At 71.1% G+C, this 23,002-nt stretch carries 21 protein-coding genes; 12 read left to right on the forward strand and 9 right to left on the reverse strand.

Translation table 11 applies throughout. The features are described from left to right. Positions 1-3: 3 nt before the first annotated feature. Positions 4-696 (reverse strand): Crp/Fnr family transcriptional regulator, encoded by a 693-nt coding sequence (locus ACFHWY_RS10325; RefSeq protein WP_092382331.1) that lies wholly within the window; start codon positions 694-696, stop codon positions 4-6. Between the two features lie 262 nt (positions 697-958). Here ACFHWY_RS10325 and ACFHWY_RS10330 point away from each other — a divergent pair, with 262 nt between their 5' ends. The 5 genes from ACFHWY_RS10330 to ACFHWY_RS10350 all read left to right on the forward strand — a co-directional run bounded on the left by ACFHWY_RS10330 (position 959) and on the right by ACFHWY_RS10350 (position 5,375). Further along, entirely contained in the window at positions 959-1,456 is a 498-nt protein-coding gene (locus ACFHWY_RS10330; RefSeq protein WP_416579893.1) for a polyadenylate-specific 3'-exoribonuclease AS, read from the forward strand. Between the two features lie 529 nt (positions 1,457-1,985). Then, the gene (locus tag ACFHWY_RS10335) at positions 1,986-3,014 is read left to right on the forward strand and encodes a 6-phosphofructokinase (protein ID WP_416579894.1); all 1,029 of its coding nucleotides are present in this window, start codon (positions 1,986-1,988) and stop codon (positions 3,012-3,014) included. Between the two features lie 171 nt (positions 3,015-3,185). After that, a complete protein-coding gene (proC, locus tag ACFHWY_RS10340) occupies positions 3,186-3,992 on the forward strand; it encodes a pyrroline-5-carboxylate reductase (RefSeq protein ID WP_416579895.1) in 807 nt (268 codons plus the stop codon). A gap of 43 nt (positions 3,993-4,035) precedes the next feature. Beyond that, entirely contained in the window at positions 4,036-4,386 is a 351-nt protein-coding gene (locus ACFHWY_RS10345) for a DUF2203 domain-containing protein (RefSeq protein ID WP_416579896.1), read from the forward strand. 398 nt (positions 4,387-4,784) lie between these two features. Then, positions 4,785-5,375: a GNAT family N-acetyltransferase gene (locus tag ACFHWY_RS10350; protein WP_416579897.1), complete on the forward strand. Its 591-nt coding sequence runs from the start codon at positions 4,785-4,787 to the stop codon at positions 5,373-5,375. 70 nt (positions 5,376-5,445) lie between these two features. Here the strand turns inward: ACFHWY_RS10350 and ACFHWY_RS10355 are convergent, their stop codons facing one another. From ACFHWY_RS10355 to ACFHWY_RS10365, 3 genes are all read right to left on the reverse strand, one after another. Next, entirely contained in the window at positions 5,446-6,354 is a 909-nt protein-coding gene (locus tag ACFHWY_RS10355; RefSeq protein WP_416579898.1) for a glycine betaine ABC transporter substrate-binding protein, read from the reverse strand. A 100-nt stretch (positions 6,355-6,454) separates the two neighbouring features. After that, on the reverse strand, positions 6,455-7,342 hold the full coding sequence (locus ACFHWY_RS10360) for an ABC transporter permease (RefSeq protein WP_416579899.1): 888 nt from the start codon (positions 7,340-7,342) through the stop codon (positions 6,455-6,457). Continuing rightward, the gene (locus ACFHWY_RS10365) at positions 7,339-8,748 is read right to left on the reverse strand and encodes a quaternary amine ABC transporter ATP-binding protein (RefSeq protein ID WP_416579900.1); all 1,410 of its coding nucleotides are present in this window, start codon (positions 8,746-8,748) and stop codon (positions 7,339-7,341) included. Before ACFHWY_RS10365 ends, ACFHWY_RS10360 begins: the two co-directional genes overlap by 4 nt. Before the next feature lie 872 nt (positions 8,749-9,620). On the opposite strand from ACFHWY_RS10365, the gene ACFHWY_RS10370 reads away from it, so the two are divergent. From ACFHWY_RS10370 to ACFHWY_RS10385, 4 genes are all read left to right on the forward strand, one after another. Further along, positions 9,621-11,231, forward strand: coding sequence for a glycosyl hydrolase family 18 protein (locus tag ACFHWY_RS10370; RefSeq protein WP_416579901.1), 1,611 nt, complete (start codon positions 9,621-9,623; stop codon positions 11,229-11,231). Between the two features lie 191 nt (positions 11,232-11,422). Then, complete coding sequence (locus ACFHWY_RS10375) at positions 11,423-11,905, forward strand: hypothetical protein (protein WP_416579902.1); 483 nt, start codon at positions 11,423-11,425, stop codon at positions 11,903-11,905. Between the two features lie 87 nt (positions 11,906-11,992). Further along, on the forward strand, positions 11,993-13,399 hold the full coding sequence (locus ACFHWY_RS10380; protein ID WP_416579903.1) for a class II 3-deoxy-7-phosphoheptulonate synthase: 1,407 nt from the start codon (positions 11,993-11,995) through the stop codon (positions 13,397-13,399). A gap of 117 nt (positions 13,400-13,516) precedes the next feature. After that, on the forward strand, positions 13,517-14,548 hold the full coding sequence (locus ACFHWY_RS10385) for a threonine aldolase family protein (RefSeq protein ID WP_416579951.1): 1,032 nt from the start codon (positions 13,517-13,519) through the stop codon (positions 14,546-14,548). Positions 14,549-14,606: 58 nt separating this feature from the next. Here the strand turns inward: ACFHWY_RS10385 and ACFHWY_RS10390 are convergent, their stop codons facing one another. Both ACFHWY_RS10390 and pknB read right to left on the reverse strand, forming a co-directional pair. Then, a complete protein-coding gene (locus ACFHWY_RS10390; RefSeq protein ID WP_416579904.1) occupies positions 14,607-15,473 on the reverse strand; it encodes a deoxyribonuclease IV in 867 nt (288 codons plus the stop codon). A 2-nt stretch (positions 15,474-15,475) separates the two neighbouring features. Next, a complete protein-coding gene (gene pknB, locus ACFHWY_RS10395; protein WP_416579905.1) occupies positions 15,476-17,464 on the reverse strand; it encodes a Stk1 family PASTA domain-containing Ser/Thr kinase in 1,989 nt (662 codons plus the stop codon). Positions 17,465-17,628: 164 nt separating this feature from the next. On the opposite strand from pknB, the gene ACFHWY_RS10400 reads away from it, so the two are divergent. After that, complete coding sequence (locus ACFHWY_RS10400; RefSeq protein WP_416579906.1) at positions 17,629-18,009, forward strand: Rv2175c family DNA-binding protein; 381 nt, start codon at positions 17,629-17,631, stop codon at positions 18,007-18,009. A 33-nt stretch (positions 18,010-18,042) separates the two neighbouring features. Here ACFHWY_RS10400 and ACFHWY_RS10405 read toward each other — a convergent pair whose 3' ends face one another. Both ACFHWY_RS10405 and ACFHWY_RS10410 read right to left on the reverse strand, forming a co-directional pair. Continuing rightward, positions 18,043-19,125, reverse strand: a complete 1,083-nt coding sequence (locus ACFHWY_RS10405; protein WP_416579907.1) for a polyprenyl synthetase family protein — start codon at positions 19,123-19,125, stop codon at positions 18,043-18,045. Positions 19,126-19,134: 9 nt separating this feature from the next. Continuing rightward, positions 19,135-19,509 carry a helix-turn-helix domain-containing protein gene (locus tag ACFHWY_RS10410; protein WP_416579908.1) on the reverse strand — a complete coding sequence of 125 codons (375 nt, stop codon included), beginning with the start codon at positions 19,507-19,509 and terminating at the stop codon, positions 19,135-19,137. Between the two features lie 272 nt (positions 19,510-19,781). On the opposite strand from ACFHWY_RS10410, the gene metF reads away from it, so the two are divergent. Next, positions 19,782-20,699 carry a methylenetetrahydrofolate reductase [NAD(P)H] gene (metF, locus tag ACFHWY_RS10415; protein ID WP_416579909.1) on the forward strand — a complete coding sequence of 306 codons (918 nt, stop codon included), beginning with the start codon at positions 19,782-19,784 and terminating at the stop codon, positions 20,697-20,699. A 43-nt stretch (positions 20,700-20,742) separates the two neighbouring features. Next, positions 20,743-21,432 (forward strand): CDP-alcohol phosphatidyltransferase family protein, encoded by a 690-nt coding sequence (locus ACFHWY_RS10420; protein ID WP_416579910.1) that lies wholly within the window; start codon positions 20,743-20,745, stop codon positions 21,430-21,432. Positions 21,433-21,504: 72 nt separating this feature from the next. On the opposite strand, the gene ACFHWY_RS10425 is transcribed toward ACFHWY_RS10420, so the two are convergent. Continuing rightward, positions 21,505-22,992, reverse strand: coding sequence for a phytoene desaturase family protein (locus ACFHWY_RS10425; protein ID WP_416579911.1), 1,488 nt, complete (start codon positions 22,990-22,992; stop codon positions 21,505-21,507). Positions 22,993-23,002 lie beyond the last annotated feature (10 nt).

The raw sequence follows: 23,002 nt of genomic DNA on the forward strand, positions 1-23,002 counted from the left end.
GTCTCAGCGCTCGCTCATGCCCGCCCGGCGGCGCAGCGCGGGCACGTCGGTGACGACGATCCGTCTGCCCTCGGTGCGCAGCCACCCCCGGTTGGCGAACGACCCGATCGCCTGGTTGACGCTCTGCCGGGAGCCGCCGGCCATCTCGGCGAGCTGGCTCTGGTTCAGCTCAATGGTGATCATCGGGGCCTGGCTCTCGCCGGCGAGCCGGACCAGCGTCTTGGCCACCCGGCCGGGCAGGTCGAGGAAGACGTGGTCGGCGTTCTGCTCGGTCAGCCGGCGGATGAGCGCGCCGAGGGACCGCATCACCGCGTCGAGGATCCGCGCGTTCGAGTGGACCAGTTCCATGAAGGCCGGACGGGACAACGCCAGCGCGGCCGTGTCCTCGATCGCCTCGGCGGAGGTCGACCTGGTCGAGGCGTCCAGAAGGGACACCTCGCCGAGCACGTCCGGCGGTCGCATCACGGTCAGGATGGCGCGTTCGCCGGTGGGCGCCGTGCGGAACACGGCAACCGCGCCCCGCCGAAGGATGATCAGCGACTCGCCCGGGTCGTTCTCCACGAACAGCAGCTGACCCTTGCGGTACGTCCGCGGAACCGCGGCGGCCACCACCCGCTGGCGTACCTCCGGCTCCAGCCCGGCGAACATGTCGACACCCGTGAGCGCGTCGCCCGGCTCCGGCAGGCGCATCTCCACGGCCCCACCCCTCCCCGGTCAAGGACCCCAACTCGCTCACCGGGTGAGCCTGGCGGCCCCTGATGAGGTGATCTGACACCTGCTCGGCGTCCGGCAGCGGTACACATCAGATCATGACGGTCCGGTCGCTTGCTGTACACCCCTGAAATCACTTCCGTGACAGCTTCGAGCTGGGCCGGGCTCGCCCGGGCCGCATGGAAGCGCTCCCGGCGTCGTGGCCCCGCCCGTCGGGCTTCGCCCGGCGTCGGCGAGGATGGCGGAGATGGCTTACCGCTACTTCTACGACTGCGAGTTCATCGAGGACGGCCGGACCGTGGAACTGGTCTCGATCGGCGTCGTCGATGAGCACGACCGCGAGTTCTACGCGGTCTCCACCGAGTTCGACGGCGCCCGGGCGGTGCCCTGGGTACGCCGGCACGTGCTGGACAAGCTGCCCTCACCGGCCGATCCGGCGTGGCGCTCCCGCGAGCGCATCCGCGACGAGTTGTACGACTTCCTCGTCGAGCCGATCCGGGAGCGGCCCGGGGAGGAGTTGGAGCTGTGGGCCTGGTACGCCGCGTACGACCACGTGGTGTTGGCGCAACTGTGGGGTGCGATGCCGGCGCTGCCCCGGGCGATTCCCCGGTACACCAAGGAGCTGCGGCAGTTGTGGGACGAGCGGGGTCGGCCCCGGCTGCCCAACGCCGACGCGGCGCGCCACGACGCGCTTGTCGACGCCCGGCACAACCTGGCCCGGTGGCGGGCGATAAACGGTTCGTAGTTGTGGGTCGTCCGGCGGGCTGGCCCGTCGTGTCCTCGGCATCGGTTCGGCCGAAGGGGCCAAGGCGTCTGCGGCCGAAGAGGTTGAGGCGAGGAGCGTGGCGGGGTGCCGGCATGAGCGACGAGTCGATGAGCGTCCGGGACACCCGGGCCCGGATCGCCGAGCTTGATCCTCCTCGCGCGGACCTGCGTACTCGCCACCATCTCCCTGGACGGTCGCCTGGCGACGGCCGATGGTCCTGTGGCAGGCGGAGTTCGACGGGGGATGGGACGCTCGCGGCGGCCGGTAGGTCGGCCCGCTCGGCCGTGCCAGCGGGGCGGACGGCGACGGCGGATCTCCGGCACCGGAGGGTCCCCAGGGGTCGGCTACTGGCCGGTAGCGGGGCGCGGTGTCGGACCCTGCCAGGTCGGCGACTACAGTTCGTAGGGACGGCCCGCCCCGGGCCGGCAACGGTGCCGAGGTCTGACCTGACACAAATCCTGGGGCTTGATCGGGCTTGACCAGAGCTCCCCAGGAGGATGAGCGGATCATGCGTATCGGCGTGCTCACCGGCGGCGGCGACTGCCCGGGTCTCAACGCGGTCATCCGGGCGGCGGTCCGTAAGGGCGTCGCCAGCTACGGCCACGAGTTCGTGGGTTTCCGGGACGGCTGGAAGGGCCCGCTGGAGGGTCTTTCCCGCCCGCTGGGTATCGCGGAGGTCCGCGGGATCCTGCCCCGTGGAGGCACCATCCTCGGCTCGTCCCGGACCAACCCGTTCAAGATTGAGAACGGCGTCGAGCGGATCAAGGACAACCTGGCCGCGCAGGGCGTGGACGCGCTCATCGCCATCGGTGGTGAGGACACTCTCGGCGTCGCCACGAAGCTGCACGAGCTGGGTGTCAACGTTGTCGGCGTGCCGAAGACCATCGACAACGACCTCGGCGCCACCGACTACACGTTCGGCTTCGACACCGCGGTCAACATCGCGATGGAGGCGATCGACCGGCTGCACACCACCGCCGAGAGCCACCACCGCACCCTGGTGGTCGAGGTGATGGGCCGGCACGCCGGCTGGATCGCCCTGCACGCCGGTCTGGCCGGCGGCGCCAACGTGATCCTGCTGCCGGAGCGCAAGTTCGACGTCGACCAGGTCGCCGGCTACGTCGAGAAGCGATTCCAGCACCAGTACGCCCCGATCGTCGTGGTCGCCGAGGGTGCCCAGCCGCTGGAGGGCCAGATGGTCCTGCAGAACCAGGAGCTGGACGCGTTCGGCCACGTCCGGCTCGGCGGCATCGGCCAGTGGCTGGCCGAGCAGATGGAGGCCAGGACCGGCAAGGAGGCCCGCACGGTCGTGCTCGGGCACATCCAGCGGGGCGGAACCCCGACCGCGTTCGACCGGGTGCTAGCCACCCGGCTCGGCCTGCACGCGATCGACGCGGCGCACGAGGGCGACTGGGGCAAGATGGTCGCGATGCAGAGCACGGACATCGTCCGCGTCCCGCTCGCCGAGGCCACCCGGGAGCTGAAGACGGTGCCGCTGGAGCGCTACGCCGAGGCCGAGGTCTTCTTCGGCAGCTGACACACACCTCACCGCCCCTCGCCCCCACCCCACCCCTGACTCCGCCGATCTAGGGCTGATCGTCGCTGTTGGATCTCCGACCACAGCGATACTCCCTAGATCGGCGCGGCGGGGGGCGGCGCGGCGGGGTGGGGGGACTGCGGGGTGGGGAGGAAGGGAAGGAGTGGGTGAGTGAACACGGTCGCGGTGATCGGCGCCGGCAAGATCGGTGAGCTGATGCTCTCCGGGCTGCTGCGCTCGGGCTGGCCGGTGGAGCGGCTGCTGGCCACGGCGCGCCGCCCAGGCCGGGCCGAGGAGTTGACTGCCCGGTACGGCATACGGGTGGTGGACAACCTGACCGCGGTCGACGAGGCCGAGGTGCTGGCCGTCTCGGTCAAGCCGCAGGACGCCGCGGCCCTGCTGGACGAGATCGGGCCCAAGGTGCCCGCCGACAAACTGGTCATCTCGCTCTGCGCCGGCCTGCCGAGCAGCTTCTTCAGCCGCCGCCTGCCCACCGGCACACCGGTGGTGCGGGTGATGACCAACACCCCGGCCCTGGTGGACCAGGCGATGACCGCTATTTCTGCCGGAGCGCACGCCACCGGCGAGCACCTGACGCTGGCCGAGGAGATGTTCAAGCCGCTGGGCGCGACGATCCGGGTGCCCGAGAGCCAGCAGGACGCGGTGACCGCCCTCTCCGGCTCCGGTCCGGCGTACTTTTACCTGCTCGTGGAGGCGATGACGGACGCGGGCATCCTGCTCGGGCTGCCCCGGCAGGTGGCGCACGACCTGATCGTGCAGACCGCCATCGGGTCGGCGGTGATGCTGCGCGACTCCGGCGAACACCCGGTAAAGCTGCGCGAGGCGGTCACCTCGCCCGCCGGCACCACCATCTCCGCCATCCGCGAGCTTGAGAACCACGGCGTACGCGCGGCACTGCTGGCCGCTCTGGAGGCGGCCCGCGACCGGGCCCGCGAGCTGGCCGCCCAGGCCGAGTGACGTCGGCCTCCCGGCGCGTCGCCCGGTGACGCATACTGGCGCGGTGTTCACACTCGCCCAGGCCCGGCACCTGGTGGCCACCCTGCACCCCCGCATCGACGAGCTGATCCGGGTGCGCGCCGACCTGGCCGAGTTGCAGGCCGACCTGGCCGCCCACGGGATCAGCGCACTCGGCGGTCGGGCCGAGGTCAAAGCTCTGGAAGCCCGGCTGCACGCGGTCCTCGACGAGATCCAGCAGCACGGTATGGAGGTCAAGAGTGTGGCGCCGGTGCTGCTCGACTTTCCCGGCGAACGCGACGGCCGGCAGGTGCTCTGGTGCTGGCTGGAGGGCGACACCGACGTGCGTTGGTATCACCGCGCCGACTGCGGCTTCGCCGGCCGCCGCCCCCTCTGACCATGTGGGTGGAAATATGGTCGAACTGGTGCGTGCGAATGCGTGCCGGCCAGGCAGGCACGGCGGGGTGGGACTCCTGCCTGGTGCAGTAGTGATGATCAGCTGTACCGACAGCCGCCGGACACGACCGCCGGGCGTGGTTGCAGAAGCTTCGCCTGTACTCCACGGCGGTGTCGGTGGGGAGTCCTGCGCGCCCCTGCCGGCCGAAGGTAAGGTGCGAGCCCGGCTCGTCCTGGCCCCGGATGGGCTGGGTCCGGCGGGCGTTTGTGGACGCGTGGGGACGGGTTCAGTGTGGGTGGTCATGTGAGTGCGGTGGACGGCGCGACCCTTGAGCCGGGCGGATGGCAGCACACCGTGACGCAGGCGCCGCGGTGTATCGCGCCAGGCGGTCAGGTCTGATGTTCGCCGTGCCCCTGACCGGCGACGCGCAGCTGCGTCCGCTGAACCCCTGGCACGCCGAGGAGTTCCTGGCCAACCTGGACCGGGCCCGCGAGCACGTCTCGCCCTGGGTGTCGCCGTCCTTCGTGGCCGCCGACCTCGACGGTGCGCGGCAGGTGCTCCAGCGGTACGCCGACCGGTGGGCCCGCGACGACGGCGGCATCTGGGGCATCTGGTCCGGCGGCACGCTGGTCGGCGGGGTGCTGCTGGTGTCGCTCAACGCCGCGTCCGGGGTCTGCGAGGCGGGTTGCTGGTTGGAGCCGGCCGCCGAAGGGCGGGGCCTGGTCACCCGCGCGGTCGGCCGGCTCGTCGACTGGGCGGTGGACGAGCGTGGCCTGCACCGGGTCGAGTGGCGTACCAACGCCGGCAACGCGAGAAGCATCGCGGTGGCCCGCCGGCTCGGCATGCGGCGCGACGGCGTACTCCGTGAGGTGTTGTCCGGTCCGGACGGTCGGATCGACCTGGAGGTCTGGTCGGTGCTGGCCGCCGAGTGGCGGGCCCGGCGCGGCGGCGTGCCGGGCGGTTCGGGGCTCCGGCGGCGTTGCTCCTGAGAGTTAGGTCAGCCGCCGGTGGCGGGGGCACGTCGGCCCCGCCACCGGCGGCTGACTGCTCAGGACCGGATCAGGATGTGGCTGCGTCCACAGTCCCGGCGTAGTCCGGGTTGGCCTTCAGCCACTCCTCGACGGCCTTCTCCTCGTCGTCCTTGTGCACGTTGAACATCAGGTCCTCGAGCGTGCCGAGCTGCTGGTCGTCCATCTTGAACTTCTTCAGCATCTCGGTGACCTCGGGGAAGTCCGCGCCGAAGCCCTGACGAGCCAGCGTGGTGATCTCCTCGGCCCCGCCGAGCGTGCCCTTCGGGTCCGCCAGGTCTTTCAGCGGGTAGTTCGCGTAGGCCCAGTGCGGGTGCCAGAGAGTGACCACGATCGGCTTCTGGTCCTTGATCGCGCCGTCCAGCGCGGCCAGCATCGCCGGCGTCGACGACGTCCTCAGGGTGAGCTTGCCGGTCAGGTCGTACTCCGGGATGACCTTGTCCTGGGTGGCGGCGGTCAGGCCGGCGCCAGCCTCGATGCCGATCATCTCGCCGTTGAACTTGTCGGCGTTGCCGGCCAGGTCCTCCAGTGAGTTGACATCGCTGACGTACTCCGGGACGGCGATGCTCAGGCTGGCGTTGTCGTACCAGACGCCGATCTTCTCGATCTTGTCGCCGTACCGCTCCATGTAGTCGGCGTGTGTCTGCGGCAGCCAGCTGTCGAGGAAGAGGTCGATGTCTCCGGTCGACAGGCCCTGGTAGACGACCCCTGCCTCGACGTTCTGGACTTCGACGTCGTAGCCCTTCTCCTCCAGCAGGTTCTTCCAGAGGTAGGAGGCGGCGATGGCTTCGTCCCAGGCCATGTAGCCGATGGTGATCTGCTTGTTGTCGCCGGCGGAGTTGCCGGAGTCGCTGTCGTCGCCGCAGGCGGCGACGCCGGTCAGCGCCAGGGCTGCGGTGGCCGCCAGCGCGACCCGGCGCACCAATTTACTGCTCCACATGTGGAGTTTCCTTCCCTTGTTGCGGTATACCGGCGGAACTCGCGGTAGCGAGGCAGGGCGCCGGCAACGGTGACTTCCCCGCGTGGGTCAGGACGGAGGGTCAGGCCTGTTGCATGGCGCGTTGCGCCTTCGCCGAGGCGGTACGCGCGCCGATCGAGTCGGTGAGGCGGTCGAGCACCACCGCCAGGATCACCACGGCGATGCCGCCCTCGAAGCCCGCGCCGACCTGGGCCCGGAAGAGTGCCGTCGTGATCACCTCACCGAGACCTCCGGCACCGACCATCCCGGCGATGACCACCATCGACAGCGCCAGCATGATGACCTGGTTGACGCCGGTCATGATGGTGGGCAGGGCCAGGGGCAGTTTGGTCCGCAGCAGGATCTTCCACGGCGAGGCGCCGAACGCCTCGCCGGCCTCGACGACCTCGCGGTCGACCTGGCGCAGGCCCAACTCGGTCAGGCGTACCCCGGGCGGCATGCTGAACACCACGGTGGCCAGCGCGCCGGGCACGACGCCGACGCCGAAGAAGAAGATGGCCGGGATCAGGTAGACGAACGCGGGCATCGTCTGCATCAGGTCGAGCACCGGCCGGACGACTGCCGAGGCCTGGCGGCTCTCCGAGATGAAGATGCCCACGGGTACGGCGAGCAGCAGGGCGAGTCCGCTGGCGACCAGGACCAGCGCCAGTGTGCTCATGGTCTGGTCCCAGATCGGCATCCCGGCGACCAGACCGAGCCCGAGCGCGGTACCCAGGCCGAACTTCCAGCCCCGCAGCCACCAGCCGAGGCCGGCGAAGATCAGCACCATGACGATCGCCGGAGGCGCGGTCAGTAGGTCCACCAGCGGCTCGACCAGCGACTCGACGGCGGAGGCGATGCCGTCGAAGACGGCGGACAGGTGATCCCGCGACCAGTCGACGCCAGCCTGGAACCCGTCGCCGAACCGGACGTACGGCAGTAGGTCGTCGATACTGTCGGCGCTGTTCATGCGTGCCCTCCCCCCGTCAGGCGGACCGATGGTTCGGCAACCACCTGGGCCGGCACCTCCGCTGTCGCGTTGCCGCTTCCGGTCGGTGCCGTGCCGGCCGCTCCGACGGCCCGGGTCGGGTCGGCCGGCTCGACGGCCCGGGCCATGGCGGTGGCCGGCGTCGTGCCGGCCTCCTCGGCAGGCTCGGGTGTGGCGGTGGTCTCGCCGGTGTCGGTGCTGAGGCTGCCGAGGGCGCTCAGCAGGGTGACCCGCGGAATCACGCCGGCGAGCCGCCCGGCGGTGTCGACCACGGCGACCGGCGCCGGGCTCTGGGCACAGGCCGCGAAGATGTCGGCCACCGGCGTCGTGTCCTCGACCGTGCGGACGTGATCGGTCGACACGATCTCCTGGAGGTTCTTTCGTCCGTCCCGGACCGCCTGGGTGGCCGCGTCGGCGGTCACGGTGCCCAGGTAGCGCTTGTCGCGGCCGGTGACGTAGACGGCCGACGTCTGGGTCTCGCGCAGCACCCGGGCGGCCACCCGCGGACCGGAGTCGACGTCCACGACGCCGAGCGGGCGCTCCATGACCGCGGACGCGGTGAGGATCCTGGTCCGGTCGACATCGGCGACGAACTGGGCGACGTAGTCGTTGGACGGGTCGGTGAGGATCTCCTCGGCAGTGCCGATCTGGACGATCCGGCCGGCCCGCATGACCGCGATTCGGTCGCCGAGGCGCATCGCCTCGTTGAGGTCGTGCGTGATGAACACGATCGTCTTGCCGAGTTCGGCCTGTAGCTCGATCAGTTGGTCCTGTACCTCGCGGCGGATCAGCGGGTCGAGCGCGGAGAACGCCTCGTCCATGAGCATGATGTCGGTGCCGGCGGCGAGGGCGCGGGCCAGGCCGACGCGCTGGCGCATGCCGCCGGAGAGTTCCTGTGGCAGCTTGTCCGCCCAGCCGTCGAGGCCGACCATCCGCAGCGCCTGCAAGGCCTTCTCCCGGCGCTCGGCGCGGGGCAGGCCCGCCACCTCCAGCGCGTAGCCGGCGTTCTCCAACACCGACCTATGTGGCTGGAGCGCGAAGTGCTGGAAGACCATGCTGATCTTCTCGCGGCGCAGCCGGCGTAGCGCGGCCGGCTTGAGCTTGGTGATGTCGACCCCGTCGACCTCCACCGTGCCGTGCGTGGGGGACAGCAGCCCGTTGAGCATCCGGATCAGGGTGGACTTCCCCGAGCCGGACAGGCCCATGACCACGAAGATCTCGCCGCGCTTGACCTCGAAGTTCGCGTCGACGACCGCGGTCGTGACCGATAGCCCTGCCAGCTTCTCGTCACGGCCCGGGCTGTTCCGGAGAATCTCCATTGCCTTGTCGGCGCGGTTCCCGTAGACCTTGTACAGGGATTTCACTCTGAGTGCGGACACGGTCTCCATTCCAAGGGGACATGCGGTACGTCAACCTTTGTCGGGCGACGTACGCAGGCGCGAATCTATCGACGATGTGTCGTTGCCGTGGGCCTGCCGAAGTCAGACAACGCAGGTGAGCGAGCCTCGACCCTACCCGAGAGTTTTCGGTGAACGGCAACCCCGTTGCTCGCCCTCGTTGCGGCCGCGTGGTAGCGGGCGCAGGGATGGAAGCTCGTTGTGATGATGGCCGCACATTGGTAGCCGACGCGTAATTCTGGTATTGACGATCGGGTGACCGGCGAGACCTCCGACGCGGAACATCTCCGGGCGAGCTGGTAGATATCGACGGTGAGGCGATCACGGTCTGCCGCCTTGGCCGTCGGGAAGCGTTCTTCCCGCCCGCATGGCTTCGGGCGTCAACCTTCGCCGGTGGCGTCGAATTCTTCACTGGCGTCACACCATTTTTCGGTGCGGTCCACGCGTCCGTCCGGCGGCGGTCACTCGCCCTTCGAATCCGACTCGCGTGGATTTTCATAGGATCTACATGGAACCTTCATGTAACTGAGACGGAATCTCCATGACAACTACATGGTCCGGCGGTGCCTGAATTCTGGCGAGCGGCGAAACGGGAATTCGGCGAATGCCTACCGGTGCCGGATGGGCGCCGCGGCGGTGGGGCGGTGGGGCGATGCCGCCGTCGATCCGACCGTCGTCTCCGGGTGCCCGACGAGGTGCCTGGCCGGCGGCCCGCGCATGGCTGCGGCGTCGGCCCCGCGCCCGCAGCCGGCGCGGGGCCCCGGTTCCTGGAATCGAAACATGCGCATCTTGACGAAGGGGTGACGCGTGAGTAGCGTCTCCTCATCCTTTTGGAAAGTTTCCTAACTGTTTGGAGACGCCACATGAAGAGATCGCTCCGCCGGACCCTCTGGGTCGGCGCCGTGGTCGCGGTGACCGTCGCCACGGTCCCGATGGCCTCGGCGTTCGGCGCCGGAAGCGTGACCACCTCGTTCACCCGGGTGTCGGACTGGGGGACCGGTCACGAGGCCCGGGTCACCATCACCAACGGTTCCGACGCCAGCGTGAGCACCTGGCGTGTCGAGTTCGAGCTGCCATCAGGCACCAGCATCGGCAGTTTCTGGGACGCCGATGTCACCCGCAACGGCAACCGCTACGTGGCGGTCAAGAAGAGTTGGGCCGGTGCGCTCGCCCCGGGTGCCTCCTTCAGTTGGGGCTACAACGGCACCGGCGCGTACCGGGCGCCGCTGAACTGCACCGTCAACGGCGCGCCCTGCGGCGGCGGGACCCCACCGCCGACCACCGCCCCGCCGACGACGACTCCGCCCACCACCACTCCGCCCACCACCACGCCCCCGACCACCACGCCCCCGAACCCGGGCGCGCAGAAGGTGGTCGGATACTTCGCCCAGTGGGGCGTCTACGCCCGCAACTACCACGTCAAGAACATCCACACCAGCGGCTCGGCCTCGAAGCTGACCCACATCCTGTACGCCTTCGGAAACACCACTGGCGGCCGGTGCGCCATCGGCGACAGCTACGCCGACTACGAGAAGGCGTACACCGCGGCGGAGAGCGTCGACGGCGTGGCCGACACCTGGGACCAGCCGCTGCGTGGCAGCTTCAACCAACTGCGCAAGCTCAAGAAGATGTACCCGCACCTCAAGGTGATCTGGTCGTTCGGTGGCTGGACCTGGTCCGGCGGCTTCACCCAGGCCGCGCAGAACCCGGCCGCCTTCGCCGAGAGCTGCCACAACCTGGTCGAGGACCCGCGCTGGGCGGACGTCTTCGACGGGATCGACGTCGACTGGGAGTACCCGAACGCCTGCGGACTGACCTGTGACGCCAGCGGCCCGAATGCGTTCCGGAACGTGTCCAGCGCGTTGCGTTCCCGGTTCGGCTCGTCGGCGCTGGTCACCGCCGCGATCACCGCGGACGGCAGCAACGGCGGCAAGATCGACGCGACGGACTACGCCGGTGCTGCCACGCACCTCAACTGGATCATGCCGATGACGTACGACTACTTCGGCGCCTTCGCCCCGCAGGGCCCCACCGCCCCGCACTCGCCGCTCACCTCCTACTCGGGTATCCCGCAGCAGGGCTTCTGGTCGGATGCGGCCATCCAGAAGCTCAAGAGCAAGGGCATCCCGGCCAACAAGCTGCTGCTCGGCGTCGGCTTCTACGGCCGCGGCTGGACCGGGGTCACCCAGACCGCCGCCGGCGGCGCCGCGACCGGCCCCGCCCCGGGCACCTACGAGCAGGGCATCGAGGACTACAAGGTCCTCAAGAACACCTGCCCGGCCACCGGCACCGTGGGCGGCACCGCGTACGCCAAGTGCGGCAGCAACTGGTGGAGCTACGACACCCCGTCGACCATCGGCGGAAAGATGACGTACGCGAAGAACCAGGGCCTCGGTGGCGCGTTCTTCTGGGAGCTCTCCGGTGACACCAGCAACGGTGAGCTGATCGGCGCCATCAAGGGTGGCCTCGGCTGAGCCGACGGCCGACGCACCACCCACACGACGGGGAGGGGCCCGCACCGGCCCCTCCCCGTCCGGCTTGCCCGCAAGGAGGGGCCCCTTGTTGACGCCTCCGGTAAGAGCAAGGGCCCCCTCCTTGCGTCGGCGGTGGGTGTGACAGACTCGCCGCTCGACTGTGTCTCGTTGTCCGCCGTCGGGAGGTAGCGATGCTGGTCACGTACCGGCGATCGGCCGCAGCCGCCGTGCTGCTCGCGGCGGTGCCGTTCGCGCTGTTCGGTTGCGGGCTCGTCGGTGGTGAGGACGAGGCGGAGAAGCCGGGACGGGCGCCCGCCGAGGAGGCGCTGCTGAAATCCCGCGAGCGGGTCCAGGCGTACCTCGACGCGATGACGGCCAAGGACGTGGCGGCGGGCCGCAGCCAGCTCTGCGCGGTGCTGCACGAGGCGTTCGACGCCGCCGCGACGGAAGCCAACGGTGACTTCGGGGACCACTTCAAAGTGTCCCGGGCCGAGATTGCCGACATCCGGCCGGGCCCGGCCGGGCAGGAGGTCAGTACCTCGGTCACGGTGACCGTCGGCAGCCGCAAGGCCACCCGCCCACTGCTGTTCACGGTCACCCGCGACGGGCTCGACTGGTGCATCTCCGACGAGCGGCCCGGCGCCAACAGCCCCGACCCGGCACCGACGCCCTGACCTGCGCCACCAGCAACGGTCGTCCATCTACCGGAACCCGCACCCTCGCCGGACGGTCCGTCCGCCGGTCGCCGTACGCTGCATGTCATGCGCCATGAGTGGCATCAGCTGAGCCATCCGGCGGTGGGCAGCCGGGTGCTGCAGACCAGCCGCCCGACCGTCGACTCCGCCGAGGACGAGGCCCTCGGCCTGGACCGCTGGCGGGCTCTGCCGCGTGCCCAGACCCCGCCCTGGCCGGACCAGGAGCAGGTCGCCGAGGTCTGCAAGGTGCTCGACACGGTGCCGTCAGTGGTCGCTCCGTACGAGGTCGATCAGTTGCGCCAGCGCCTCGCGCTGGTCTGTGAGGGCAAGGCGTTCCTGCTGCAGGGCGGTGACTGCGCGGAGACGTTCGCCGACAACACCGAGAGCCATCTGCTGGCCAACGCCCGCACGCTGCTGCAGATGGCGATCGTGCTCACCTACGGCGCGTCGCTGCCGGTGGTCAAGGTGGCCCGGGTCGCCGGGCAGTACACCAAGCCGCGGTCGCTGCCGACGGATGCCCGGGGGCTGCCGGCCTACCGGGGCGACCTGATCAACTCGCTGGAGGCCGCGCCGGAGGCACGGATCGCCGACCCCCAGCGCATGATCCGGGCGTACGCGAACTCGGCGGCGGCGATGAACATGCTCCGCGCCTACCTCGCCGGTGGGCTGGCCGACCTGCACGCCGTGCACGACTGGAACAAGGGCTTCGTGCGCAACTCGCCGGCCGGCGAGCGGTACGAGGCCATCGCCCGGGAGATCGACCGGGCGTTGGCCTTCATCCGCGCCTGCGGGATGACCGACGACGAGGCGCTGCGCACCGTCACCCTCTACTGCTCGCACGAGGCCCTGGCCCTGGAGTACGACCGGGCGCTGACCCGGGTCTCCGGCCGCCGGCCGTACGGGCTCTCCGGCCATTTCCTGTGGATCGGCGAGCGCACCCGGCAGATCGACGGCGCGCACGTCGATTTCATCTCCCGTATCGCCAACCCGATCGGCGTGAAGCTCGGCCCGACCACCACGCCGGACGAGGCGATCGAGCTGTGCGAGAAGCTGAACCCGGACAACGTTCCCGGCCGGCTCACGCTGATCAGCCGGATGGGCAACCACAAGGTCCGTGACGCGCTGCCGCCGATCGTGGCCAAGGTGACCGCCGCAGGCGCCAAGGTGGTGTGGCAGTGCGACCCGATGCACGGCAACACCCACGAGTCGTCCAACGGCTACAAGACGCGGCACTTCGACCGGATCGTCGACGAGGTGCTGGGCTACTTCGAGGTCCACCGGGGCCTGGACACCCACCCGGGCGGGCTGCACGTGGAGCTGACCGGTGAGGACGTCACCGAGTGTCTCGGCGGCGCCCAGGGAATCGCCGACCTCGACCTGCCCGACCGGTACGAGACCGCCTGTGACCCACGGCTGAACACCCAGCAGTCACTGGAGTTGGCCTTCCTGGTGGCGGAGATGCTCCGTGGCTGATGCGAGGAGTGAGCTTGCGAGCCCCGCAGTCGCAGCCGGGAGGGATGACTGTGGCTGATGCGAGGAGTGAGCTTGCGAGCCCCGCAGTCGCAGCCGAAAGGAGTGACCGTGGCTGACCTGCATGACGCGCCGATCGATCTGCGCTCGGACACGGTGACCCGGCCCACCCCGGGGATGCGGGAGGCGATGGCCACCGCCGAGGTCGGTGACGACGTCTACGGTGAGGACCCGACGGTCAACGCCCTGGAGGCCGAGGTCGCCGCGTTGTTCGGGCATGAGGCGGCGTTGTTCTGCCCGAGTGGGTCGATGGCCAACCAGATCGCCCTGCAACTGCTGGTGCCGCCGGGCGCTGAGCTGCTCTGCGACGCCGACGCGCACGTGGTGACGTACGAGATGGGGGCCGCTGCCGCGTACGGCGGAATCACCTCGCGGACCTGGCCTGCCGTGGGCGCGCAGATCGACCTCGATGTGGTCGCCGGCTTGATCCGTCCCGACGGTTTCTGGGCGGTGCCGACCAGGGCGATCGCCGTGGAGCAGACCCACAACCGTGGCGGTGGTGGGGTGATCCCGCTGGCCACGCTGCGTGAGCTACGCCGGGTCGCCGACGCCGCGCAGGTGGCGCTGCACTGCGACGGTGCCCGGATCTGGCACGCCTCCGTCGCCGACGGGGTGCCGCTGGCCACCTACGGCGGGCTGTTCGACACCCTGTCGGTCTGCCTGTCCAAGGGGCTCGGCGCGCCGGTCGGGTCGTTGGTCGTCGGTGCCGCGGATCGGATCGAGCGGGCCCGGGTGATCCGTAAGCGGATGGGCGGCGGGTTGCGTCAGGCGGGCATCCTGGCCGCCGCCGGTCGGTATGCGCTGGCCCACCACGTCGACCGGCTCGCCGCCGACCACGCGAAGGCCGCGAGGCTGGCCGAGTCGATCGCCCCGTTTGGGGTGTTGGCCACCGCGGTGCGGAGCAACCTGGTGCCGCTGGACCTGTCCAAGTCGCCGCTGGACGCCCTCGGGCTTGCCGCCGCCGCGCGCGCCGAGGGCGTACTGATCTCGGTGCTCGGGCCGAAGACGGCCCGCCTGGTCACTCACATGGATCTCACCGATGCCGCCGTGGACCATGCCGCCGTCGTCCTCACCCGGATCCTCCGCCGCTGACCCGCCGATCGAGTGGTTTGCGTCAGGATTCGGCGCCCGGGTGACGCGAACTTTCTGATCAAACTGTCGGTGCGAGGCGGCGCAGGGTGCCGATGTCGACGGCGTGGCCCTCGCTGGGGGTCTCGACCAGGATCGGTACGCCAGCGGTGGCGGGGTGTCGCATCAACTCCGCGAAGGCGGGCTCGCCGATCGTGCCCTTGCCGATGTTCTCGTGCCGGTCGCGGGTGGAGCCGCACAGGTCCTTCGAGTCGTTGGCGTGCACCAGCCGCAGTCGCTCCGCTCCGACGGCGTCGACCAGGCTGTCCAGCGTCGCGGTCATCCCGCCCTGGGCGGCCAGGTCGTGCCCGGCGGCCCAGGCGTGGCAGGTGTCGAAGCAGACGCCGAGCCACGGGTGTCGGTCCACCGCGTCGAGGTACGGCCCGAGGTGCTCGACCCGGCAGGCCAGCGACCGGCCGCCGCCGGCGCTCGGCTCGACCAGGAGCATGGGGCCGCCGGTCTCCGCGGCGGAGTCCAGCAGTGGCAGCAACGACTCGCGTACCTGCCGCATGGCGGTCTCGGTGTGCCCGGCGTCCACCGCGCTGCCGGCGTGGAAGATCACCGCGCGGGCCCCGATGGCCGAGCCCCGGTGCAGCGCGTGGGCCAGGGTCAGGCTCGACCGCTCGACCGTGGCCTCGGTCGGCGAACCCAGGTTGACCAGCAGCGAGGCGTGAATGTAGGTCGCGACGCCCCGTTCGGCGCAGCCGTCGTGGAACAGCGTGTCCTGTGTTCGGTCTCCGGCCGGCATCGCCCATCCCCGGGAGTTGCCGACGTAGACCTGCGCCACCTCGGAACCGGCGGCGTCGATGTACGGCAGCGCCGCCTTCGCCAGCCCGCCCGAGGTGGGCGTGTGCGAGCCGATCGGCCGGCGGCCAGGATCAGGATTCACGGTCAGAAACAGCCGATGGTGATCCGGGTACCCGGGGGGACCTGGGCGTTCTCGTTCGGGTTCTGGAACCGGGTCACGGCGTTCGGGTTGAACTGCACCGCCACCTGGAAGCCCTGGCTCTCCAGCACCTGCTTCGCCTGCTGACAGGGCAGGTCGATCACCCGGGGCACGGTCACCTGCGGCGGCCCTTCGCTGACCTCCAGCCGGACCTGGGCGTCCTTCTCCACGCCGCTGCCGTTGGCCGGGCTCTGCCCGATCACCTCGTCGCGCGGTTTGTCGGACTCCTTGTAGGTCGGCTCCACCAGCACCAGGCCGAGCCGGGCGATCTCGGTGCGGGCCTCGTTGAGCTTCTTTCCGACCAGGTTGGGCACCGTGATCGGGGCGCGGCCCTTGCTGAGGACCAGGGTGATCTCGTCGCCCGGCCCGACCTCCTTGCCCGCCTCCGGGTTGGTGGCCACCACCACGCCCTCCGGCAGGCCGTCGTCGTAGCGGGCGGTGCCCTTGACGACCTTCAGTTGGGCGTTCACCAGGTCCGCCTCGGCCAGGTCGAAGTCCTTGCCGACCACGTCCGGCAGTTCGAAGCGTTCGGGGCCCAGCGACAGGGTGAGGGTGATGGTGCCGCCCTTGAGGATCCGGGCGGACGAGGCGGGCTCCTGCCCCACCACACCGTCGCGCGGGACCTGGTCGTCGTGGCGCGGGTCTGCGTAGCGCAGCGTGAAGCCCGACTGGGATGCCTGTGCCGCCGCCTCGGCCTTGCTCATACTCACCAGCTCCGGCGTGGTGGTGTAGCGGCCCACCCCGAACCACCAGCCGCCGAGTGCGGCGACCAGACCGAGCACCACCACGACGGCGGCGACGCCGAGGCGTCCGCTCCCCTCGCCGGTCAGTCGGCTACCCAGCGCGGGCAGCCAGGATCGCAGGTCGCCCGCTGCGCTCGGGGCGGCCCGGCGCCTGCCGCGGGTCGGCTCGCCGCCCTCCGGCAGCCGCGCCCAGGTCGGCCGCTCGGGCGGGCGGACCGCCGCCACCATCATCGTGGGCTGGGACACCGCGGGGTCGCCGGTCACCGGCGGCAGCATGGTGGTCTGGCTGTTCGCGGTGCCGAGACCGTCCCGGGCCACCTGTACCTCGGCCAGCAGCGTGCCGGCGTCGGCGGGGCGTGCCGTCGGGTCGCGTCGGGTGGCCCGGGCGACCAGGTCGTCGAGCAACCTCGGCAGGCCGGGCACCAGTGTCGACGGTGCGGGAACGTCCCGGTCGACGTGCTGCCAGGCGATGTCGATCGGCCGGTCGCCCTCGTACGGCACGCGACCGGTGAGCATCTCGAACAGCACGATCCCCGTCGAATAGACGTCCGTGCGCGCGTCGGCCCGGCCGTCGGTGACCAGCTCGGGGGCGACGTACGCCACGGTGGCCATCAGCTGGTTGCCGCTGTCGTGGTCGGTGCTGGCCTCGACCGCTCGGGCCAGCCCGAAGTCGGTGACCTTGACCACGCTGTCGACGAGGTTGGCGGGACCGCCGCTGGGCGCCTCGGCCACCAGCACGTTCTCTGGTTTGATGTCGCGGTGCACCAGCCCGGCACGGTGGGCGGCGGCGATCGCGGCGAGCATCTGCTCGGCGATCGCCAACGCCTCGTCTGGGTTGAGTCGACGCCGTTCGGTCAGCAGCTCGCGCAGGGTGCGCCCGCGGACGAACTCCATCACCAGGTAGGGCCGCCCGGCGTGGGTGCCCTGGTCGTAGACCGCGACGACGTTCGGGTGGGTCAGCCGGGCGATCGTCTTGGCCTCGTCGGTGAACCGGTCGACGAAGTTCCCCGCGCCGGCCCGGCCCGGCGGACCCTGGGTCGAGTGAATGATCTTGAGCGCCACGGGGCGCTCGAGCCGCTCGTCCATGGCGGTGTACACGGTCGCCATGCCGCCACGGGCCACGCGACCGCGAATGCGGTAGCGCCCGTCGATCAGCGAGCCAAGCAACGTGTCGGCGACCTGTGTGTCCATCGGCAGGCAGTCTATGTGTCGGGGGATGAAGGTTGAACAGGATGCTACAGCTGGACGGAGATTCGTGGGTCCGCCGCGCGGACAGTGGGACGATCTGCCCTGCTCAACACGGGTGTTGGGAGGTCATTGGCCGCGGGTGGGGGCGGCGTGGCAGGGTGTTGCGCGTGACCGACTCCGTACCCGCCGATACCGCCGTGCCCGGCCCTGGCCCTGCCGCGTCCGGCTGGCTGACCCTGCCGGACGTCGCCGAGCGGCTCGATCTGCCGATCAGCAAGGTCCATCAGCTGATCCGGGATCGGGAGCTGATCGCGGTACGCCGCGACGGTGTCCGCCGGATCCCGGCCGACCTGGTGGCCAACAGCACCGTGCTCAAGCATCTGCCCGGCGTGCTCAACCTGCTGGCCGATGCCGGCTACGACGACGAGGCGGTGCTGCGCTGGCTCTACGAGCCCGACGACACGCTGTCCGGCGGTACCCCCGCCGCGGCCCTCGCCGGCGACCACGCCCGGGAGGTCAAACGACGAGCCCAGGCCCTCGGGTTCTAGCCCCCGCCGTCGGTCCGCCCGCTCGCCCGGCTGTCAGTCGGCGCGGCGGGTGGCGGCGATGGCCAGGTCGACCAGGGCCTGGCGGGCCTCGGTCTCCAGATCGACGGCGGTCAGCGCGGCGAGCGCCGCGTCGGTCAGTGTGACGATGCGTTGCTCGGTACGGGCCAACGCGCCGGTGGCGACGATCAGCTCGCGTAGCCGGGCCACCCCGGCGGCGTCCAGTTCCGCATCGCCGAGCCCGCCAAGCAGTAGCGCACGAGCGGCCTCGTCGGTCGCTTCCAGCGCGGCGGCCACCAGGTACGTCCGCTTGCCCTCGCGCAGGTCGTCGCCGGCCGGCTTGCCGGTCTGGGCCGGGTCGCCGAACACACCGAGCACGTCGTCGCGCAGCTGGAACGCCTCACCCAGCGGCAGCCCGTACGCCGAGTAGGCGATGCGGACGTCGGCTGGCGCGTCGGCCAGCGCCGCGCCGACCAGCAGCGGCCGTTCCACGGTGTACTTCGCCGACTTGTACCGGGCGACCTTGCTGGCCCGCTCCACCGAGGTGTCGCCGGTGGCCTGGGTCAACACGTCGAGGTACTGCCCGACGGTGACCTCGGTGCGCATCTCGTCGAAGTCGGGCCGGACGCGGGCCACCGACCGCGGGTCGAGCCCGGCGGAGTGCAGCAGCTCGTCGGACCAGACGAGGCAAAGGTCGCCCAACAGGATCGCTGCGGCGTCGCCGAAGCCGTCCGGGTTGCCACCCCAGCCGGCGGACCGGTGTCGGGCGGCGAACTGACGGTGGACGGCCGGTTCGCCCCGGCGAGTGTCCGATCGATCCATCAGGTCGTCGTGGATCAGGGCGCTGGCCTGGACGAACTCCAGCGCGGCGAGAGCGGTGACCACGGGGTCGGTGTCCACCCCACCAGCTCCCCGATACCCCCAGTAGGCGAACGCCGGCCGTAGTCGCTTGCCGCCGCCCAGCACGAACGCCTCGATCGCCTCGGCGACGGGCACCAGGGCGTCGTCGACGTCGGTCATCCAGGCTCGACGGCGGGCTAGGAAGTCCGACAGTGACCGGTCGACCCGCTGGCGCAGGCTGGCACGGTCGACGGGGGAGACAGGAGCAGCGTGGGTCACGTCCCGACGCTAGTGGGTCGGGCCGCGACGCGCCGACGCACCCGGCTCCCGGCGCGTCGCGGCACGGCTGCTCATGGGTCGGGTCGGCGTGCCGACGGTGCCCGGTCGGGTCGGCCGGGCGACGCGCCGGCCGGAGCCGCCGGGTGTGGTGTGTGGTCGCCGATCACTGCTGACCGCGAGAACCTCAGTGAGCCAGTCGCGCCAGAAGCGGCCGGGCGCGCGTACCTGGCGCTCCCATCGGGAGATCTCGTGCCTACTCAGCGTGCTCACACCGGCCGCGGCGCAGAGTTCGGCGGCGAGCCGGGACTGGCTCCAGCCCCGGGCGAGCCGGAGCCGGGCCACCATCGATCCGGTCAGCATTGCCTCGGGCGGACAAGGAGACATGGGTCCTCCGGGCGGGTCGGTGGGGGTGGCCCGGCACGTCCCCCCGGGGGACGGAGCGCCCACCCGGGACGGTGCCGGTGCGCCACCGGTCGGACAACTGGTCGGACAACTGGTCGGACAACTGACCCCCGCGCGGCCCCGGTGCGACGTCGGCCGCACCCACGCTGAACACAGAACTACCCCAGAGGTACGACGGTTTCGCCGTGCCGCCTGCCGTCCCCACCGATGGGAAGCCGGTAGGGGTCTTCGGCTCGGCCCGCTAGAGTCCACGTGTGGCGCTCGGTCTTCCCTCGATACTCCCGAATTCGCAACCGGCGATCGGGGATCTGGTGCGCGACTGCCAGCCGACCTTCTCCTTCGAGTTCATGCCGCCCAAGACCGAGCAGGGTGAGCGGCAGCTCTGGCAGGCCATCCGCGAGTTGGAGCCGTTGCGGCCCTCGTTCGTCTCGATCACCTACGGTGCCGGTGGCTCGACCCGGGACACCACGGTCGCGGTCACCGAGCGGATCGCCACCGAGACCACCCTGCTGCCGATGGCCCACCTGACCGCCGTCAACCACTCCGTAGCCGAGCTGCGGCACGTTGTCGGCCGGCTCGCCGGCGTCGGAGTGCGCAACGTCCTCGTGGTACGCGGTGACCCGCCGGGCGACCCCACCGGGGAGTGGATCCCGCACCCCGATGGCGTGCACTACGCCGAGGATCTCGTCCGCCTGGTCCGCCGCTCCGGTGACTTCAGTGTCGGCGTCGCCGCCTTCCCGTACCGGCATCCGCGCTCGCCGGACGTCGCCACCGACACCGAGTACTTCATCCGTAAGTGCCGGGCCGGCGCGGATTTCGCGGTCACCCAGATGTTCTTCGACGCCGACGAGTACCTCCGCCTGCGTGACCGGGTGGCCGCCGCCGGTTGTGACACCCCGATCCTGGCCGGGGTGATGCCGGTGACCAGGCTCGGCACCATCGAGCGGTCGGTGCAGCTGTCCGGCGCCCCCTTTCCGGCGGCGCTGGCCGCGCGCTTCGACCGGGTCGCCGACGATCCGGAGGCGGTCCGCCGGCTCGGCATCGAGCAGACCAGCGAAATGTGCCGGCGACTGCTCGACGAAGGTGTCCCCGGAATCCACTTCATCACCTTCAACCGGTCCACCGCGACCCGGGAGATCTGGCAGAACCTGCGGGTCAACGTCGCGACGTGACAGTCGGCGCGCGACACCTCAGCGCCGTCGTGACGGTTGAACCGTGGTGGGCAGACAGCTGAACTGGCACGAGTACGCCACCGCGTGGGCGCGGCTGCACGGCGGGTTCGACCCCCGGGCAGCCACCCCGGTGGTCCGCGGTTGGCTGCGCTTCTCCTACCACGTCGGGTTCCTGCTGGGCCGGCTGCGGGTTGGTCCGACCGCGGTGACCGTGGCCGGGGTGCTGCTCTGCCTGTGCGTACCGCTGCTCGCGGTCCGGCCGGGCGACGGCCCGTTCCTGGGCGCGTTGTTCGTGCTGCTCGCCTCGGTCGCCGACAGCGTCGACGGTGCGGTGGCGGTGACCACCGGCCGTACCACCCGGCTCGGCTACGTCTACGACTCGCTGGCCGACCGGCTCGGCGAGGTCGCCTGGCTGGTGGCGTTCTGGCTGGTCGGTGCGCCGGGTGCGCTGGTGGTGGCGGGTGGTGCGCTGTCCTGGCTGCACGAGTACGTCCGGGCCCGCGCGGTCGCCGCCGGCATGCGGGAGATCGGTGCGGTCACCGTGGGGGAGCGTCCCACCCGGGTCTGCGTGGCCGTGGCCGGGCTGCTGCTGGCCGGCCTGACCGGCCTGATCCAGGTGGACCTGGCCGCCGGCACCATCACCATGGCGACCGCGGTCTGGGTGCTGCTCGCCGCCTTCGGGCTGGGGCAGCTGATCTCCGCGGTGCGCCGGGCACTGATCGACGCCGGCTGAACCGCCCGCCCACAGCGCGTCAACAGGGGGCCCTCCCATACCGCAGGCGTCGGCAAGGGCCCCTCCTTACACCTACCAGGCGGGACCGATCGCGTCGGCGACGATCTGCGCGGACAGGGTCACCATCGGCAGGCCGCCACCCGGGTGGCTGGACCCGCCGACCAGCCACAGGCCGTGGGCCGGGCTACGGTTGGCCGGGCGGAGCAGGCCACCGGCGGTGCCGTAGATGCTGCCGCCCGGCGCGCCGGTCGCGGCGGCCAGGTCGGCCGGGGTACGGACGTCGCGGAACACCAGCCGGTCCCGTACGTCCACGCCGCGTTCGGCCAGCACGTCCAGGATCCGGTCGGCGTACGCCTGCGCCAAACCTGGTCGGCTCCAGTCGACCGCCCCCGGCGCGGTGCCCTGCCGGGCGGCGTTGACCAGCACGAACCACGCCTCGTGCCCGGCCGGGCGGACCGCCGGGTCGTCCGCGACGGTGACGAAGACCGTCGGGTCGGTGGCCGGGCGGGCCCGTACCCCCCGCCCGGGATCGCCGAAGACCGCGTCGAACTCGGGGTCGTTGTCGCGCGGGAAGAAGACGTTGTGGTGGGCCAGCCCGGAGTCGCCGCGTACGCCGAGCAGCAGCACGAAGCCGGCCAGGCTGCGGTCGGTCAGCCCGGCCAGCCGGCGCGGGTCGGGTAGCAGGTCCCGGTAGACGGTGAGCGCGTCCACGTTGGCCACCACCACGTCGGCCGGCACGGGCGCGTGCTGCCCGGCGACACGTACCCCGTGCACCCGGCCGCCCACCGCGTCGATCCGGGTGGCCTCGGCGCCGGTACGCACGAGCACGCCGAGGTCCAGGCAGCGTGACAGCAACGCGTCGGCGAGGGTGCCCAGCCCACCGCGCAGGTACCAGCCACCGAAGGTCATCTCGGCGTAGGGGACCGCGACCAACGCGGCCGGCGCGCGGCGCGGGTCGGCGCCGGTGTAGGTGGCGTACCGCTCCAGCAGCATCCGCAGTCGCGGGTCGGAGATCAGGGTGCGACCCAGCCCACGGAGGCTCTGCCCGGGCCGGATCGCGGCCAGGTCGCCCAGCCGCCAGGCCAGCCGGGCCAGGTCTCGGGGGGAGTCGACGCGGCGGCGCAGGATGTCGCGTTCGGAGGCCCGCCACACCCGGGCGGCGCGCCGCCACAGTCGCTGCCAGTCGGCGGCGGCCCGGTCACCGAGGGCCACGCCGACGCGGGTGGTGAACTCGGCGGGGTCGGCGCAGGAGTCGAGCACCGGGCCGCCGCCGGCCAGGACGTGCCGCACGATCGGGTCCAGCGGTACCAGGTCGAGATACTCGTCGAGCTTGGCGCCGGTCGCCTCGAACAGATCGTGGCAGATCTCGGGCAGCGTGAGCAGGCTGGGGCCGGTGTCGAAGTGGAACGTGCCCGCCGGGGAGTCCCGGGTGTGCCGCCCCAGCTTGCCGCCGACAACCTCGGCGCGTTCCAGGATGGTCACCTGGTGTCCGGTGACGGCCAACCGGGCGGCGGCGGCCAGCCCACCCACGCCGGCGCCGAGGACCACGATCCGCGCCATGCCGCGCCCT

Source organism: Micromonospora sp. LOL_024 (assembly GCF_048060415.1).
In the GTDB taxonomy this organism is placed as follows: Bacteria; Actinomycetota; Actinomycetes; order Mycobacteriales; family Micromonosporaceae; genus Micromonospora.

Coding starts and splice junctions, on each gene's coding strand:
- ACFHWY_RS10330 (WP_416579893.1), top strand. CDS start 959: ATGGCTTACCGCTACTTCTACGACTGCGAGTTCATCGAGGACGGCCGG.
- ACFHWY_RS10335 (WP_416579894.1), top strand. CDS start 1,986: ATGCGTATCGGCGTGCTCACCGGCGGCGGCGACTGCCCGGGTCTCAAC.
- ACFHWY_RS10350 (WP_416579897.1), top strand. CDS start 4,785: ATGTTCGCCGTGCCCCTGACCGGCGACGCGCAGCTGCGTCCGCTGAAC.
- ACFHWY_RS10355 (WP_416579898.1), bottom strand. CDS start 6,354: ATGTGGAGCAGTAAATTGGTGCGCCGGGTCGCGCTGGCGGCCACCGCA.
- ACFHWY_RS10360 (WP_416579899.1), bottom strand. CDS start 7,342: ATGAACAGCGCCGACAGTATCGACGACCTACTGCCGTACGTCCGGTTC.
- ACFHWY_RS10365 (WP_416579900.1), bottom strand. CDS start 8,748: ATGGAGACCGTGTCCGCACTCAGAGTGAAATCCCTGTACAAGGTCTAC.
- ACFHWY_RS10370 (WP_416579901.1), top strand. CDS start 9,621: ATGAAGAGATCGCTCCGCCGGACCCTCTGGGTCGGCGCCGTGGTCGCG.
- ACFHWY_RS10375 (WP_416579902.1), top strand. CDS start 11,423: ATGCTGGTCACGTACCGGCGATCGGCCGCAGCCGCCGTGCTGCTCGCG.
- ACFHWY_RS10380 (WP_416579903.1), top strand. CDS start 11,993: ATGCGCCATGAGTGGCATCAGCTGAGCCATCCGGCGGTGGGCAGCCGG.
- pknB (WP_416579905.1), bottom strand. CDS start 17,464: ATGGACACACAGGTCGCCGACACGTTGCTTGGCTCGCTGATCGACGGG.
- ACFHWY_RS10410 (WP_416579908.1), bottom strand. CDS start 19,509: ATGTCTCCTTGTCCGCCCGAGGCAATGCTGACCGGATCGATGGTGGCC.
- ACFHWY_RS10425 (WP_416579911.1), bottom strand. CDS start 22,992: ATGGCGCGGATCGTGGTCCTCGGCGCCGGCGTGGGTGGGCTGGCCGCC.